Source organism: Alloacidobacterium dinghuense, assembly GCF_014274465.1.
GTDB lineage: Bacteria > Acidobacteriota > Terriglobia > Terriglobales > Acidobacteriaceae > Alloacidobacterium > Alloacidobacterium dinghuense.
Genome location: NZ_CP060394.1, coordinates 485449 through 500806, shown reverse-complemented (window position 1 = coordinate 500806; position 15358 = coordinate 485449). Strand labels below are relative to the sequence as shown.

General features: G+C 57.1%; 11 protein-coding genes. 1 reads left to right on the top strand and 10 read right to left on the bottom strand.

Translation table 11 applies throughout. From position 1 onward, the window contains the following. The first annotated feature begins 12 nt into the window (after nucleotides 1-12). Nucleotides 13-1251, top strand: coding sequence for an excinuclease ABC subunit UvrC (locus H7849_RS02035; RefSeq protein ID WP_186743757.1), 1239 nt, complete (start codon nucleotides 13-15; stop codon nucleotides 1249-1251). A 32-nt stretch (nucleotides 1252-1283) separates the two neighbouring features. On the opposite strand, the gene H7849_RS02030 is transcribed toward H7849_RS02035, so the two are convergent. The 10 genes from H7849_RS02030 to H7849_RS01985 all read right to left on the bottom strand — a co-directional run bounded on the left by H7849_RS02030 (nucleotide 1284) and on the right by H7849_RS01985 (nucleotide 15354). Further along, nucleotides 1284-3917, bottom strand: a complete 2634-nt coding sequence (locus H7849_RS02030; RefSeq protein WP_186743756.1) for a M1 family metallopeptidase — start codon at nucleotides 3915-3917, stop codon at nucleotides 1284-1286. A gap of 105 nt (nucleotides 3918-4022) precedes the next feature. Beyond that, complete coding sequence (locus tag H7849_RS02025; protein ID WP_186743755.1) at nucleotides 4023-5624, bottom strand: copper resistance D family protein; 1602 nt, start codon at nucleotides 5622-5624, stop codon at nucleotides 4023-4025. A 6-nt stretch (nucleotides 5625-5630) separates the two neighbouring features. Then, nucleotides 5631-6005, bottom strand: coding sequence for a copper resistance CopC family protein (locus H7849_RS02020; protein ID WP_186743754.1), 375 nt, complete (start codon nucleotides 6003-6005; stop codon nucleotides 5631-5633). A gap of 39 nt (nucleotides 6006-6044) precedes the next feature. Then, complete coding sequence (gene glk / locus H7849_RS02015; RefSeq protein WP_186743753.1) at nucleotides 6045-7076, bottom strand: glucokinase; 1032 nt, start codon at nucleotides 7074-7076, stop codon at nucleotides 6045-6047. Then, nucleotides 7073-7870: a 6-phosphogluconolactonase gene (gene pgl / locus H7849_RS02010; protein WP_186743752.1), complete on the bottom strand. Its 798-nt coding sequence runs from the start codon at nucleotides 7868-7870 to the stop codon at nucleotides 7073-7075. Before pgl ends, glk begins: the two co-directional genes overlap by 4 nt. Nucleotides 7871-7964: 94 nt before the next feature. Further along, nucleotides 7965-9506 carry a glucose-6-phosphate dehydrogenase gene (gene zwf / locus H7849_RS02005; RefSeq protein WP_186743751.1) on the bottom strand — a complete coding sequence of 514 codons (1542 nt, stop codon included), beginning with the start codon at nucleotides 9504-9506 and terminating at the stop codon, nucleotides 7965-7967. Between the two features lie 81 nt (nucleotides 9507-9587). Beyond that, entirely contained in the window at nucleotides 9588-10223 is a 636-nt protein-coding gene (locus H7849_RS02000) for an HAD-IA family hydrolase (protein WP_186743750.1), read from the bottom strand. Nucleotides 10224-10283: 60 nt separating this feature from the next. Continuing rightward, nucleotides 10284-10772, bottom strand: coding sequence for a ribose 5-phosphate isomerase B (gene rpiB / locus H7849_RS01995; RefSeq protein WP_186743749.1), 489 nt, complete (start codon nucleotides 10770-10772; stop codon nucleotides 10284-10286). 4 nt (nucleotides 10773-10776) lie between these two features. Next, nucleotides 10777-12780, bottom strand: a complete 2004-nt coding sequence (gene tkt / locus H7849_RS01990; RefSeq protein ID WP_186743748.1) for a transketolase — start codon at nucleotides 12778-12780, stop codon at nucleotides 10777-10779. 159 nt (nucleotides 12781-12939) lie between these two features. Further along, nucleotides 12940-15354: a glycoside hydrolase family 15 protein gene (locus H7849_RS01985; protein ID WP_186743747.1), complete on the bottom strand. Its 2415-nt coding sequence runs from the start codon at nucleotides 15352-15354 to the stop codon at nucleotides 12940-12942. Nucleotides 15355-15358: the final 4 nt, after the last annotated feature.

Here is a 15358-nt window from a genome sequence, read left to right as displayed (position 1 = left end):
AGGACGAGTCGCATGCTCGTCCACTCCATCGCTTTTGATCCAACGAATCCTGCCTCGGCCCTTGCGCAGATACCGGCGCAGCCGGGTGTCTTTGCACTCTTTGCTGCCGATGAGCGCGCCGAGCCCTATCTAAGCCGCACGCCAAACCTGAAGCGGCGACTCACGCGGTTTCTCGATGCACGGCCATCGCAATCGAAACGTCTGCGCCTCACCGAGAAGATTGCGCGCATCGAATACACCTTGACTGGTTCCGACTTCGAATCGGCGCTCTGCCTCTATGCCGCGTCGATGCAGGCCTTTGGAGAGGCAACGCGTAAGCGCATGCATCTTCGCTCGCCATACTTCCTGCGCATGACCAGCGAGAATGCCTACCCGCGCGTATATGTAACCAACAAAATTACGAAATCCGCGTTTGACGACCTCTTCGGACCGTTCCCTTCACGTGCATCTGCTGAAAAGTTTTGCGACGAGATGCTAAACCTCTTTGAGCTGCGCCGCTGCCATGAAGATCTGAACCCCGATCCGGCCTTTCCCGGCTGCATCTACTCCGAAATGAAGATGTGCCTGGCTCCCTGCTTCAAAGGCTGCAGCGATGCGCGCTACGCTGAAGAGGCCGCCAGCGTTCATGCCTTCCTTGAAACTCGCGGCGCCAGCCTTATCGAGAAAATTGGGGCTGAGCGTGATGCAGCATCTGCCAACCTGGAATTTGAGCAGGCTGCACAGGCTCACGCGAAGCTGCAAAAAGTGCAGGCGGTCATCTCGCTCATGCCCGCCGCAGTCCATCCACTCTCGAAGCTTGTTGCGCTCGTCGTGCAACCGTGTGCCGAGCCGGAAAGTGTTGCCTGTTTCCTTCTGACGCGCGGCGTTATTCTCGGCCCGATCTCATACTCCGTGCAGGGCATGCGTCTGCATAACGAGCAATCAGGATCGACGTCGCTCTATCTTCATCCCACAACAGTCGAGGCTCTACCGTTGGAAGCAGAAAGCGCGAGATCAATCGTTCAGACCGTCTCGCGCAATGTGCTGGAAGAGCGTCTCCAGCAAACGCTGGCTGATTTGAAATCGCCGCCTGCAAAGTCGAAGCTCAGCACGCAGACAATTTCCGATCATCTCTGCCTTTTCAGTCGCTGGTTCTATCGCAATCAAACACAGCGTGTTGGTGAAGCATTTCTTGCCAAGGACGCAGACTCGCTACCGCAACGGCAAATCCTGCGCGTCATCTCGCGCGTCTACAGCAGCAATCTCTCATAAAGTAAAAGGCCGGAGACTGGCTCCGGCCTTCGTTAAAAACCGCCTCCCAGCGATTTCTGTGCGGGGATCCACTCCCTCAGCTTTGGTTGCTGCGCAGCACGCAGTTCAATGCAGTCGTTGATCTGGTTCTTCGCCCGCGCCAACGCGTGCTCCGATGCCGGTACCTTGTGCGTGTCGAAAAAACTCACAACCTGATCACGAGCTTCGGCGCTGCAGAAATTTCCCGTGCCGCTCACCAGATATCCACCCATAGCGGTAGTAAGCTGCGCCTGTACCTTGTCCCAGTTCTGCTGAATGTACTGCCATGCCTGGTCACGCGTCTCGCGCGCCCGCAGCATGATCAGCAACTCAATCGCGGCATCCTGGTTCCTGACCTTGCCCGAAACCGTGAAATCGAGAGCGCGATGCTCAAGCGATTGATCTTTGAATTCAGCCAACAGCCGCAATGCAGTCTCCTGCAGTTGCGGATTCGCCGATGTTTCGAAAGTCTGCTGCAACTGATCAAAGAACGCAGGATCGCCGTTCACAGCCGCAATGCCTGTTGCTGTCTGCGCGAAGGTGCCTTCGACGGAAGAAGGATCCGCCAGATACTTTTCAGCAATCTGCTTGGCTTGCGCGATCACGTCCGGATCTTTTCCGAGCGTGCCCAGGTACGCAAACAATGTTGCCCGTAATTCTTTTTTCTCTGGAGTGTCACTGTCCGACGCCTCTCCAAGCCTCTCGTATGCGGGCTTGAAGTTCTTGCGCACCCACGCGGCCAGAGCATCGCGCTCTTCGTCGCTGTCGGCGACACGCGCGTTAATCGTTTCGACAGCGCTCAGAGCCGTTCTGACTACCGCGCCGCTTGAGTCATCTTTCACTGCCGCAGCAAGATTCAGATAGTCGCCTACTGGCATTTTGTCAGCGCGGACCTGCGCCCATACATCGCCTAGCAGACCGATTCGCTCTTCCGGTGTAAGTCCGCTTTCTACGTTGTCGACGATCTTTGCATAAACGTCGGCAGGATAGGTGCTGCGGTAATAGCCCTTACCTTCGGCGTTGGCAAAGAAGAAACCTGACTTGGGCGTCTTCAACGATTGCTGCGATGCGGACAGCATCTCGCAATTTTCCTTGCCGCCGCTCGATTTCATGCACACAGGAACGGTCCACGAATGTGCCTGATCAGCCTTCATGCTAGGGCTCAGGAAGAATCGCTGCTGGTTGACCGCAACGCTATCGGCCTGCGGCGCACTGAAGTTCAGCACCGGCACGCCGGGCTGCGCGACGAAGCTTTCCATGATCTTGTCGACAGGCTTATGGCTTTCCGCTGTCTGCGCGTTCCAGAAGTCTTCTGCCGTTGCATTGCCGTACATGTGCGCTGCCAGATAGTTGTGCACGCCTCTGCGGAAAGTTTCTTCGCCGAGGTAGTTCTCAACCATCAGCAGAACCGCGCCGGCCTTGCCATATGAGATGCCGTCAAACATTTCGTTGATCTGATCCGGAGTGTCCGCCTTGGCGCGTATGGTGCGCGTAACACGCTGTGCGTCGTAATTCAGCGTGTTGTCGAGACCTGCAGCAACATCTTGCGGAATGTTCCACTCCAGGTGCCACGCTGCGACGGGCTTGTTCTCCATCCAGGTTGCAAAGCCCTCGTTCAGCCAGATGTTGTCCCACCACTGCATGGTTACCATATCGCCGAACCACTGGTGAGCCATTTCATGAGCCACTACTTCGGCGACGTTTTTCTTTGCCCCAACTGAGGCGGTCTTTTCGTCGATCAGAAGATCGGTCTCGCGATACGTAATCGCGCCGAAGTTCTCCATCGCGCCCGCTTCAAAGTCGGGGATCGCGATCATGTCGAGTTTCGGCATGGGATACTTGATACCGAAATACGTGTCGTAGTAATGCAGCACAAACTCCGCTGCCTTCACGGAGTACTTTCCTAGCTCAACCTTGTCAGGCGTGGCACAGGCGCGGATCGGCACACCGTCGCTCTCGCCGCTCGTGCACTGAAAGTCGCCCACGAGAAATGCAACCAGGTAGGTCGACATCTTCGGCGTGGTAGCAAACTTGATCGTGTGCTTGTCTGCTGACGGGCCAGCGGTGTCTGAAACGACATTGGTGTTCGAGATGGCTGTATCGCCTTTATCTACGACCAGGGTCACATCATAGGTTGCTTTGAATGCCGGCTCATCAAACGAAGGAAACGCACGGCGCGCGTCGGTCGATTCAAATTGCGTGACGGCGTAGTTGCGCTTCTCAGTCTTCGACAGGTAGAAGCCGCGCAGTTCGTTGTTGAGAATGCCCGTATACTCAATCGCCAGTGTCAGCTTGCCTGTGGGCAGTTGATGATTGAAATGGAAGGTCGCCTGCTGCTTGTCTGTATCTTCCGTAACGGATGCTTCCAGTGTCTTGCCGTTCAGATTTGCTTTTACGCTCTGAAATTTAATCTCGATGGCATTCAGCGTGATCGAATCGACTGGCTTCTGAATCTGCACATCGATCGTTTCGGTGCCGGTGAAGGTTGCGCTCTTCAGATCGGGAGTGAGGATCAGGCCATAGTGTTCCGGACGGACCGTGTCCGGCAGCCGTTGCGCACTCGCATTCGGGCTGAAAACTGTTCCAAGGACAAGACATGCGGTGGCACAACACACAAATCCTGCAATACGACGAATAGCTTGCTGCATAACCTTCCTTTACAGAGAAAGAGGTGCGCTTCTGGCAGAACTGCATTCAGAGCGCTGTATTTACCATATGCAACGGAGGATACGGTTGTCGAATCTCAGGTCTGCCTACGATTCGCGGTAGTCGAGGAGCACGATCCCGACCAGAACCAGGCACACCGGCCAGACATAGGAAGCTATTTTAGAATCACGGTCTTGCGACAGGCGGAGTTCGAGCCAGCGGCTCCAGCCAGCGGTTGCGCCGAGCAATGCAATCGGCGTGTGGCTCATCTCGGCCAGCATTTCTTCTTTGATATTTCCCAGCGCGTGGGAGTGCGTCAGCAGCAGCGCGCCGCCCGCGGCACACATCAAGGGGAAGACGTAGGACGCTCTGCGCGATTTCACCCGGCCCGTCTCAACCGCCCACTCGAAGACAGCAAAGGCCGTAATCAATACCGCATACATGCGGTGCTGGAGAACATCCGGCGAAGAAAAGCTCGCCCAGAATGGCCTCGGTCCAAGCGGCCAGTTTTCCGGATCTGCGCGCAGCAGGATAAACGCCGCCAACCCGATGAATAAAAGCGGCCAATGATGCGCCCACTTGAATCGCTCCGAGCGCGCCAGCAGCGCGAGCAAACCTGCAACCAGTACGATCAACCCCGCCCAGTGATGGTTGTATTCGCTCCATGCGCGGTCGTTCGCATCATTCTCACTTCCGCTGCCGAAGAGAGAATTCTGAATCGCAACCTGAATAGAACTCGGAGGCACCAGCGCTTTCAGCGGCGGACTCGACATGCGTGGCAACACCCATCGCATGCGCTCGACGATTTCATGGCTCGTTAGGCGATCCCGCGTCAGATCAACTGCCGGAGGCTGCGATGTCAGGGATGCAGCCGCGAGAATTGCTGTGAATCCGAGACCGATCTCCGCCTCGCTGAATCGGCGTAGTCGCACCAGCAGTGGCGCAGGCGCACGGTCAATCTGTCGCACCAGAAAGAAATTCCCCGCTCCCATTCCAAGAATCAGCAGCAGCAGGTAAATCTTGGCAACGATCATGATTCCATATGTGGTCCCGTAGATACCCTGCCACGATCCGATGTAGAAGAAGGCCATCCCAATGCCGCCAAGCACGAGCAGAGAGACAGATGTGATCGCCATGGCGGAAAAGCGGCGCGCGTATCGTCCGGCTGTCATTTGGCTCTTCTCACCCCGCAAGGCAATCAACAGGAATGGCATGGCGCCAATCCACGCAGCCGTGCCAACGTGATGCAATGTAGTGAGCGCCAGCAGAATCCAGCGATTTTCGAGCCGAGCCGCCGCATGGCTCATGCCTACGGAAGCCATCAGCACCATAATTGCAAACGGTGCACAGGCAAATAATGTCCTTCGCGAGGTAGCGCGCATCAGCGCAAAAAGTGCCAATGCACTGACAAAGAGCAGGAATCCCAGGAAGAAGAAATCCGCCGTAGCAACATCGCGGAAGCTGAACCCTGAACCGCTGATGAGAATAGTGCAGCCGGTGGCAACGGAAAGAACCTGCGCGACAGCGAGCGCGAGCGCAGCCCAACCCGTCACAATGCGGAGTCGGCGTGTATTCTCAGCATCGAGGCGCGCGGGCAGCGCAGCAAGCAGGAGGAACGACACTCCGCCTAGCGTCAGCGCCTCAAGCGCCAGGCCCGCCGCCCGCAGCAGCACCGAGAGTAGATCGAAATCTTTGAGTAACCAGATCAATGCCGACTATTGAACCGTAAACGGAATTTCTCCGCGCGTGATATGCCCATCACTTGCCAATGCCTGCCACCGAATCGTGTATCCGCCTGCGTTCAGTTTGACACCTTCTGCGGCAAGTGCATCGGGCGAATCCTGCGGAGCCAGCGTCAAAGGCTGCACCTTACCACTTGAATCGACAAGATACAAGCGTGAGTGCGCGCCGTCTATGCGGGAGTTGAACTTAAGATAGACCGAAATCTGCGGGCCTTTGACGGTTGCATGAGCCGTGGGGGTTGACGTCAGCAACACCGCATGCGCCAAAGCGAGCCTCGGCACACTTACAATCGCGGAGAAGATCACCGCCAACAATAAACCCTTCGGAAAAGAATGGACTGCTTTCATATCACTCCATTCAAAGACGCTCGCCAAGGCCGCGGCGATTCAGGAAAACTGGATTGACGCAGCACGCACCGATTGACCACTGAGTTGCGCCGCCCTTGCTTCCGCATACGCGGCCGCTCCCAATAACGCAGCACGGCTCTCCAGAATAATGCGTACCGGGGTATGAATGAGCAGATCACTCAGGCGTCCCTTATCGACGAACGCCTTCATAAAGGCTCCATCCTTCATCGTCTTCAAAATCTTCGGGGCAATGCCGCCGCCCAGGTACAGTCCGCCAACCGATAATACCTTCAAGGCAAGATTCCCAGCCTCGGCGCCATACGCTGAAACGAACATCTCCAGCGTCTTGGCGCACAGCTCGTTCGAACCGTTCTCGCCCACTTCGCCGATCACTGCATTCGGATCTTCTGCATGCATCCGTTCCTTCAGCCATGTCGGCTCATCCATGCCTTTTTCATCTCGCAGGAATGCGTAAATGTTCTTTAGGCCAATGCCGGAAACCACGCGCTCGAAGCTTACCCGTCCCTTCAGCACTCGCTGCAGATAGCGCATGAGATCGATTTCCATCTCGTCGCGCGGCGCAAAATCGCAGTGGCCGCCTTCGGAAGCCATTGGGATATGCATCTTGCCATTCCACACGAGAATAGCCTGGCCTAATCCGGTACCCGCGGACACCAGCGCGCGATTCCCAACCGCGCTCGCATCGCCTTCGCTCAGAACATGAATCTGATCAGCGTGCAGTTCAGGAATGCCATACCCGTTTGCTTCGAGGTCATTGATGAGAAACAAGTGCCGGATATCTAGTCCGGTCGACAGCTCTTCGCAATCGAGTATCCAGGGCAGATTGGTCAGCTTCAGGCGTCCATGCCGCACCGGGCCCGGCACACCAAAACATGCAGCAGTAACTTCCGGATTGCCCGTATCGGCTAAAAACTTCTCTGCTATAACTTCGAGCCCTGAATATTCCTGAGCAGGAAATCTCTCTTCGCGAACCAGCGTCAGTTCACCATTTTCAAACCCGTACAACGCCAAGTCTACTTTTGTGCCGCCCACGTCCCCGGCGAGAATCATCTTTGAATCTCCAGTTTCCCCTTGCCACTCGCGTCGGGCGCGGGCAGCAGCGCCGCTGCATCTTTGTCCAGCAGGAAGAGTAGTTTCCCATTTTTCGGCTGAATCAACTGCGATGGCAGCGTCTCCGGATCATACTGCCCCTGCAGCACGCGATGCAATGGGTCAGCCTTGTCCTTGCCGCCAATCAGGAAGAACACTTCGCCGGCCTGAATAATCACAGGCCATGTCAGCGTCACGCGCCATGTATCTTTCTGCGGAACCTGGTTCGCATACACGAGGCGAGCCAGTTCGTGAATGCCGGCAGTATGCGGAAAGATCGACGCCGTATGCCCGTCATCACCCATTCCGAGTGCCAGCACGTCGAAGCGGGGAACTTCCGCACCCTCCAGCTTGAACTGGTTGCGAAGAGTCGATTCGTATCGCGCGGCTGCTTCTTCTGGAGGCAGTTCGCCCTTAATGCGGAAGACCTGCTCGGGCTTCAGCGGAACCTTGTCTAGCATCGCCTCGCGGGTCATGCGATAGTTGCTGTCTTTGTCCGTGGGAGGCACGGTGCGCTCATCGACAAAATAAAGCTCCAGCTTCTCCCATGGCATCGCCTGCAGAAATTTCTCTTTAGGATTCGCCAGCAATTCAAAGGTTCGCTTCGGCGTACTGCCACCGGAGACGGCAATACGAGCCTTGCCTTTGGCGGCAACACTCTTTTGCGCCTGTTCCAGAAAATGTTCCGCCGCCGCATGCGCCAGCGCATCGGGCCCATCGTGCACGCGGTATTCGACTGCTATCGTCTTCGCCATGCGTCACAACTTTCTCAAAAGCGTCCTGCCCATCCTACCCCTGACCTATGCAAGAGGTAAGGATGGGATCACCGCCATGCACCGCGTTTCCTTACTAGCTGTTGTGCCAGCGCCTGCCATCGCGCCCGATCAGCCCGTCGGCAGCCTTCGGCCCCCAGGTACCGCTGGTGTAATTCGGGAAATCCCTCGGCTTCGACTTTGCCCACGCCTCCAGCACCGGCGTGTACAGCGCCCATGTCGCTTCGACTCCGTCGCGATGGGCGAACAACGTCTGGTCGCCAAGCATCGCGTCAAGCAGCAACCGCTCATAGCCATTTTGCTGATTCACACCAAATGCAGTTGCATACTGGAAGTCCATCACCACCGGGCATACATTCGTCTCCGGCCCCGGAACCTTCGCGCCAAATCTCAGCGAGATCCCCTCATCCGGCTGAATGCGAATCACCAACACATTCGGTTGAATCTCATTGCACGGCCCCGAGCCAGGCTTATCAAAGAGCAGCTGCGGCGGCTGCCGGAACTGGATCATAACCTCCGTCACGCGCTTTGCCAGACGCTTGCCCGCGCGCAGGTAGAAGGGCACTCCAGCCCAGCGCCAGTTCTCGATCTCAAGCTTCAGTGCCCCGAACGTCTCCGTCGCTGAATTGGGATCGACGCGGTCCTCTTCGCGATAGCCTTGCACTTGCTGGCCATCCACCGTACCCAGCGCATACTGGCCGCGCACCGTGTTGTCGATGGAAATGGGTTTGATCGCGCGCCAAACCTTCAACTTTTCGCTGCGGACAGCGCTAGCCTCAAATGAAACCGGAGGCTCCATGGCGACGAAAGAAAGAACCTCCATCATATGGTTTTGGAGCACGTCCCGCAGGGCTCCGGCCTTCTCGTAAAACGGCCCGCGGCCTTCGATGCCAATGCTCTCGGCTGCCGTAATCTGCACGTGATCGATGAGGTTCCGGTTCCAGATCGGCTCAAAAATCCCATTCGCAAAGCGAAAGACGAGGACGTTCTGCACAGTCTCCTTGCCAAGATAGTGATCGATGCGGAAAATCTGCTCCTCATCAAACACCTTGTTTACCTCATCGTTCAGTTCCTTGGCCGATTCCAGATCATGTCCGAATGGCTTCTCGATGATGACCCGCGCATGGCCTTTTTCCGGATGCGCCATGCCATGCTCTCCGAGCCGATTGATGATGTCAGAGAAATATTCAGGGGCCACGGCGAGATAGAAGAGGCGGTTGCCCTCGGTTCCCCGCTCTTTGTCGATCTTCTCGAGCAGAGCCTTCAACGCTGTGTAGCCGCCGTCGTCATCAAAGTTCATCGCGTGGTAATCCACTTTGTCGATGAACTCATCGATTCCGCCGTCCGATTCCTTCACGCCGCCAAATTTCAAAATGCCGTCTTTCATATCAGCGGCAAATTCATGGCGCAGGTCGCGCCGTGCTACGCCGACGATCGCGAACTCCGCGGGCAGCAAACCTTGCTGCTCCAGGTGAAAGAGCGCTGGCAGCAGTTTGCGCTTCGTTAAGTCGCCGGACGCGCCGAAAATCACCACGATCCCGGGATCGGGAATGCGTTCGCTCCGTTGCTCCGCTGCCCGAACGCCCTCAGGAGCCACCCTCACTTCTGTCGTCGCCATAAGTCTCTCCCTGCTGCTCTTTCTTTACTTCGTGACTGCTCTATCCAATCCAAGCGGGTTTGCAAATCGTCGCTCGGTGGCTTACCGCGATACTGCTTCAGGCTCCAGCGAAATACCCAGCTTCTCAAATTCCGCTTTTAATTGCTCCGCGCCTTGATAACGAATTCCGTGCATTCCCACGTCAAGCGCAGCCTGTACATTGCCCGAACGGTCATCGACAAACGCCACTGAGTCCCCATCTTCCTGCAGGATATTGAGCGCAAGCTTGAAGATATCGGTACGCGGCTTGCGCAACCCCACATAGCAGGAACTCAGGAAGATCTCGAAGTAATTATGCAAGTCGAATTTCTCGATGCGGTAATCGTTCAGCTCACGTGACTCGTTGTTCAGCATGCCCAGAAATACTGATTCCGATGCGGCGAGATTCCCAAGAATTCCCAGAGCGCTGTCACCGAGTACTTGTGACTGGGCCTTCATCGCGGCTATGAAGTCGTCCGGGGTAAAGTTGCGCGGCTCGTAGAAGACTGTCTTCCTGAGATACTCCTCAATCGTGATCAGTCCCTTTTCCCAGGCGTCGTTGGACATTTCGTGCCTTTCTTCAAACACGTCGTGGTCCAACCCAAATTGCGCCTGCAGGGCAGCACGCCCCTTACGGTCCCAGCCATTTGTCAGCAGGACCCCGCCAACGTCCCACAAAATGGTATTGATGGTTGTCATTGCCGCTCCTGCGCTGTTCCTTGCGCCTGCAGTGTTTCGTTTTAAGTTCGATTTGATTTACTACTTAACGGTATGGCTCTCCACCTTCGCCGCTTCTGGCATATTGCGAGCCTCAATTGCCTTCACTTTATTCAGCCTGCGTACAAAGCGCTCTTCCTGCTTCTGGAATCGCGCGTTTAGAAAAGATGACACCAGTTCAAACGCCAGCGCGGTGCCGATAATCCTTGCGCCCATCACCAGCACATTCATGTCATCGTGCTCCACACCCTGATGCGCGGAGTAGCTATCATGACACATGCTGGCGCGAACACCCGGCATCTTGTTCGCAGCAACATTCACGCCAACTCCGCTGCCACAGATCAGGATGCCGCGTTCTGCGCGTCCCGCAGCCAGCGCCTTGCCCACGGCCTCAGCAAAATCCGCATAGTCCGAAGGCTCCGTATTGTAAGCGCCTAGGTCGATGACCTCATGCCCCAGGCGCTCCAGATATCCGCGAACCTCTTCCTTTAACGGAAAGCCCGCGTGATCGGCCGCGATCACCAGCTTCATATGCCTACTTCCCTGCGAGCGCTGCGCTCTCCACCAGTGCCTTCGCGCGGCTCACAATGCTCCCTACGCCGAAGCCCAGCTTCTCAAGCGCAACCTTACCCGGAGCCGAGGCGCCAAAGCGCTCCAGTCCGATCACATCGCCGTGACGGCCGACGTACTTCCACCATCCAATCGGGCTGCCCGCTTCCACAGCCAGCTTCGGCAGATGATCCGGGAAAATGGAAGCCTTATACTCAGCGCTCTGCTCTTCGAAGATCTTCCAGCTTGGCATCGAAACCACGCGCACAGTCAAACCTTCCTTCTTCAGCGTCGCCGCAGCGTCGAGAGACGCCCACAACTCCGCGCCTGTCGCCACAATCAGCAAATCGGGTGAATCGCTTCCCTGCTCGACAATGTACGCGCCGTGTTTTACGCCTTCGTAAACGTCATGCTTTGCCGGATCGAGGACCGGCAGATCCTGCCGGGACAGCGCCATGAAGCAAGGGCTCTTGCGTTCAAGCGCCAACCGCCATACGGCGACGGTTTCGTTTGCATCGGCCGGGCGGAAGTCCGTCAGGAAAGGCACCGCGCGCAGCATCATCAGGTGCTCGATCGGCTGGTGCGTCGGACCGTCCTCGCCTAGCGCAATCGAATCGTGCGTAAAGATGAAGAGAGAATGCGCGTGCATGATCGCCGCCATGCGGAGCGCGGATTTGCAGTAGTCGGTAAAAGTAAAGAAGGTCGATCCGTACGGAATGAGGCCGCCATGTGCCCACATTCCGTTCACTGCCGCGCACATGCCGAATTCACGCACGCCGAACCAGATGTTCCTGCCCTTGGGATCGACGTGGAAATTGCCGCCTTCCTTCAGGATCGTCTTCGTCGAAGCAGTGAGGTCAGCGGCGCCGCCGATCAGCTCCGGCACATCCTTGGCGAACGCGTTCATGACGGCGTTACCAGCGTTGCGCGTCGCAACCGGCTTCTCAGTGGAGAACTTGGGCAGCGACTTCTCCCAGCCATCCTTCAGTTTGCCGGCCTGCGTGCGCTCATACTCCGCTGCCTGTTCGGGAAACTTCTTCTTGTACTCGGCAAAAAGCGCGTTCCACTTCTGTTCGTATTCAGCGCCACGATCTTTAATCGTGCCCCAGTTCTTTGCCGCATCTTCCGGCACGTAGAAGAACTTGTCCGAAGGCCAGCCCAGGTTCTTCTTGGTCTCGATTGCCTCTTCCGGCTTCAGCGCCTCGCCGTGCACTTTGTTCGTTCCAGCAATCGGGCTGCCATAACCGATCACTGTCCGCACCGCAATGATCGACGGCTTGTCCTTCACCGCCTTGGCAGCTTCAATCGCCTTTGAGATCGCATCGAGGTCGTTGCCGTCAGCGACCCTCTGCACATGCCAGTGGTAGGCCTCAAAGCGCTTCTCAACGTTTTCGGTAAATGACAACTCCGTCGGACCATCGAGTGAAATCAGATTGTCGTCGTACAGAAAGATCAGCTTGCCTAAGCCCAGCGTTCCGGCCAGCGAAGCCGCTTCATGCGAGATGCCTTCCATCAAATCGCCATCGCCGCAGATGCCGTAGGTGTAGTGATCGACAATGTCGAAGCCCGGCTGGTTATAGACAGCAGCCAGATGCTTCTCCGCGATCGCCAGCCCGACAGACATGGCAAGGCCCTGTCCCAGCGGACCGGTCGTGACTTCGACGCCATCGGTATCGCCGCGCTCGGGATGGCCCGGCGTAATCGAGCCATACTGCCGGAACTGCTCAAGGTCTGAGATGGCGACCTTGTATCCCGAAAGGTGCAGCACGCTATAAAGCAGCGCCGACGCATGGCCATTCGAGAGCACGAAGCGGTCGCGGTCGGACCAGTGCGAGTTCGCCGGATTGTGCCGCATGTACTTATGGAAGAGCAGGTAGGCAATGGGAGCACAACCCAGAGGCGCTCCCGGATGGCCGCTCTTGGCCTTGTCCACGGCGTCAACAGCAAGAAAACGAAGAGTATTAATCGAAAGCTGGTCGATATCGCTCATAACTTAATCACGCTCCATTGAATTTTCGGCCCGTAGAAGATGCGCGATTTCGAGTTCGGCGGCGCACCCAGAAAAGATGTCATTGATTGCTGAAACTCATCAAAAATTCGTTCAGCCGGCACATCCAAACACTAGGATGTCCGCTGTACCCAAAAGGGCTCAGGAAGCGCCTTCAACCCGCACATCAAAATTCCGCCCTTCCCACCGATTTTCGTCTATCCAGTAAAGAGTAAACGAAACCGCGCCGGTCTGCTCCGGGGTGGTGGGTATATCCGCAAAAGACCCCGCATATCCAACCGTTGAACTCTCCGCGGAACGATTCGTCTGCCAACCGTCGACCGTCCAGGCCACCTTGAAACGATTATGCGCTGTAATGCGCAGCGTCTTTCCCGCCGGAATGCTGGCGAGCTGCCGCCGCAGCTTGAAGACCTCGATATGGCTCGTCGCGTTGCCCTTCGCATACCGGTCCTCGACTATGGGAATGCGATCGAAGACATTCCCGTCGGTCACCGAGCGCAGCAGCTTCAGATACTCCGCATGCGCCCATACCAGCGGCATCGCCGCACCCGCAGGGCCGCCAAAAACCAGCCCGCTCTTATCCGGCTCATCCCAAATCTGCTCTGGAAGCAGTCCACCACACGATGCGAACTGCTCAATGGTATCGATCAGCGAGCTTACATCGCGCCCCGCAGCCAATTCATAATGGGCACGCTCGCCGGTCAGTAGCGGCCATACGCGCCCCTGTCCAGAGCCCAGAAAAGGTCCGCCGTCCTTACGCTGTCCATACCCGTCGTGGTTATACCGTCGCCAGCAGGGCCCTTTCGGCGTGTCTCTCCTCAACACTGCATCAACGACTTTCACCGAATCCACGATCACCGGATCATCCGCAGCCCGCACGCCATAGCGCACCAGTTCCAGAAAACCAGCATCGATCACCTCGCGCGCTTCGAACTCGTTCTGTTCACCCGGCGCGCGATTCGCAATGCGAATCATCTCGCGACCGCACTCCTCATGGGCATACGGCTCACCGCACTCCGGTGGACGAACCCGCATGTAATGCCGCTTCACGTCGGGATGCAGCACGCCATTGTTGGTCACTGTCCAGTCTTCAAGATGACTCTCAATCCAGTCGGCCTGCTCTTCCAGAAATTTTCCCAGCTCCGGAGCGCGATGGGCCCGCGCCATGTCCGCCGCACAAATCAACCCTGAAATCACCGCCGCCAGAGTTGACGGCGAATATCCCGGACATTCCTCCCAGCGCTCCTGCTGCGTGACTGGCGCGTACCGCACCAGAAATCCCGCCGCCCGCTCTACAAAAGGAAAGACATCGAAATTGCCGAGACCATCAAGCTTCCACAGCCGCCACGCCAGTATGATGGGGAACGCCACTTCATCCAGCTGCAGTCCCGTCCAGTACGGCGTCCCGTCAATCCAGAAGTTCTGTGCAAAGCTGCCATCAGGCCGCTGCGTGCACGCCAGATACACCAGCGCCCTGCGCGCCGTCTCTACGCGATTACAGGCCAGCAGCGCCGTCGCGCTCTGCACCATATCGCGCGTCCACACCAGGTGATAGCCACCCAGATCGTCATCGCCCTTGGCATATCCCCAGGGAATCGATGCCGAAGCAATGAACGCGCCCGCGTAGGTCTTGTCTTCGTGCGCCAGCACAATGTTGTGGCTGATCTGCATCACCTTCCCGTTATCCATCGAGCTCGCCGCCAGCTCCCGCGGACTCTCCGCCCTGTGCCATTGCTCGATGAATCGCTTCAGGTGCAGCGCAAATGGCTTCGACAGCGCTCCCATCGCCGCCGACAAGGCAGCATGATGCCCCTCGCCAAAACCCAGCGCTATGGTGAAATCGCGCGCCCGGTGCACCTTGATCTCGCCCATGATGGAAACGTTGCCCTCAAGCGCCGAGCCGAACTGCCAATCCATCTGGAAATTGTGGTGAAGGTCCTGCCAGCCGTCGCTCGCCCCAACATAGCCCACGCTCGCGCAATCGAATCCGCAATCAACCGTCAACGCCACCGACGTGTGGTTCTTCCATGCAAGCGCCGCGCGCTGCCCGGCGACTTCAATCACGCGGGCATTGTTGCCCATGCCCCCGCCTTCGATATGCGGAGCCAGCAATACATACACCTTCAACCGCTCCAGTAGATCCTTGTCGCCGTCGATCCTTACATGCGTCAGAACCACCGGATAGTGCGGATCGTTGATGATCTCCTTGGTGATCGTGTAGCGCCCGTCGCGATCGCGATTGCATACCTTGACCGCCAGCGAATCGGAATCGACATACTCGAATTCATGCAGCAGGTCCTTCCGCTCTTCGTGAAAGAAGGTCTCGCCATCGGTGATCAGCAACTGCATGTCGCGAATCTGCGGGCGGTCGATGGTCGGGTAATACACCTCGTTCAGAACCCCATGCGACACCGTGTACCATGCACGGCTCGAAGCCGAATATGCCGTCCCCACTGCGTCTTTTGCGCTTGAGGTCCACCGCGGCTCCAGCCCAGGCGCGCCAAATGCCATTCCCTGCCCGTCGATCCACTTATATTGCGGCGCCAATACTGTCATAGCG

Coding starts and splice junctions, on each gene's coding strand:
- H7849_RS02035 (WP_186743757.1), top strand. CDS start 13: ATGCTCGTCCACTCCATCGCTTTTGATCCAACGAATCCTGCCTCGGCC.
- H7849_RS02030 (WP_186743756.1), bottom strand. CDS start 3,917: ATGCAGCAAGCTATTCGTCGTATTGCAGGATTTGTGTGTTGTGCCACC.
- H7849_RS02020 (WP_186743754.1), bottom strand. CDS start 6,005: ATGAAAGCAGTCCATTCTTTTCCGAAGGGTTTATTGTTGGCGGTGATC.
- glk (WP_186743753.1), bottom strand. CDS start 7,076: ATGATTCTCGCCGGGGACGTGGGCGGCACAAAAGTAGACTTGGCGTTG.
- pgl (WP_186743752.1), bottom strand. CDS start 7,870: ATGGCGAAGACGATAGCAGTCGAATACCGCGTGCACGATGGGCCCGAT.
- zwf (WP_186743751.1), bottom strand. CDS start 9,506: ATGGCGACGACAGAAGTGAGGGTGGCTCCTGAGGGCGTTCGGGCAGCG.
- H7849_RS02000 (WP_186743750.1), bottom strand. CDS start 10,223: ATGACAACCATCAATACCATTTTGTGGGACGTTGGCGGGGTCCTGCTG.
- rpiB (WP_186743749.1), bottom strand. CDS start 10,772: ATGAAGCTGGTGATCGCGGCCGATCACGCGGGCTTTCCGTTAAAGGAA.
- tkt (WP_186743748.1), bottom strand. CDS start 12,780: ATGAGCGATATCGACCAGCTTTCGATTAATACTCTTCGTTTTCTTGCT.
- H7849_RS01985 (WP_186743747.1), bottom strand. CDS start 15,354: ATGACAGTATTGGCGCCGCAATATAAGTGGATCGACGGGCAGGGAATG.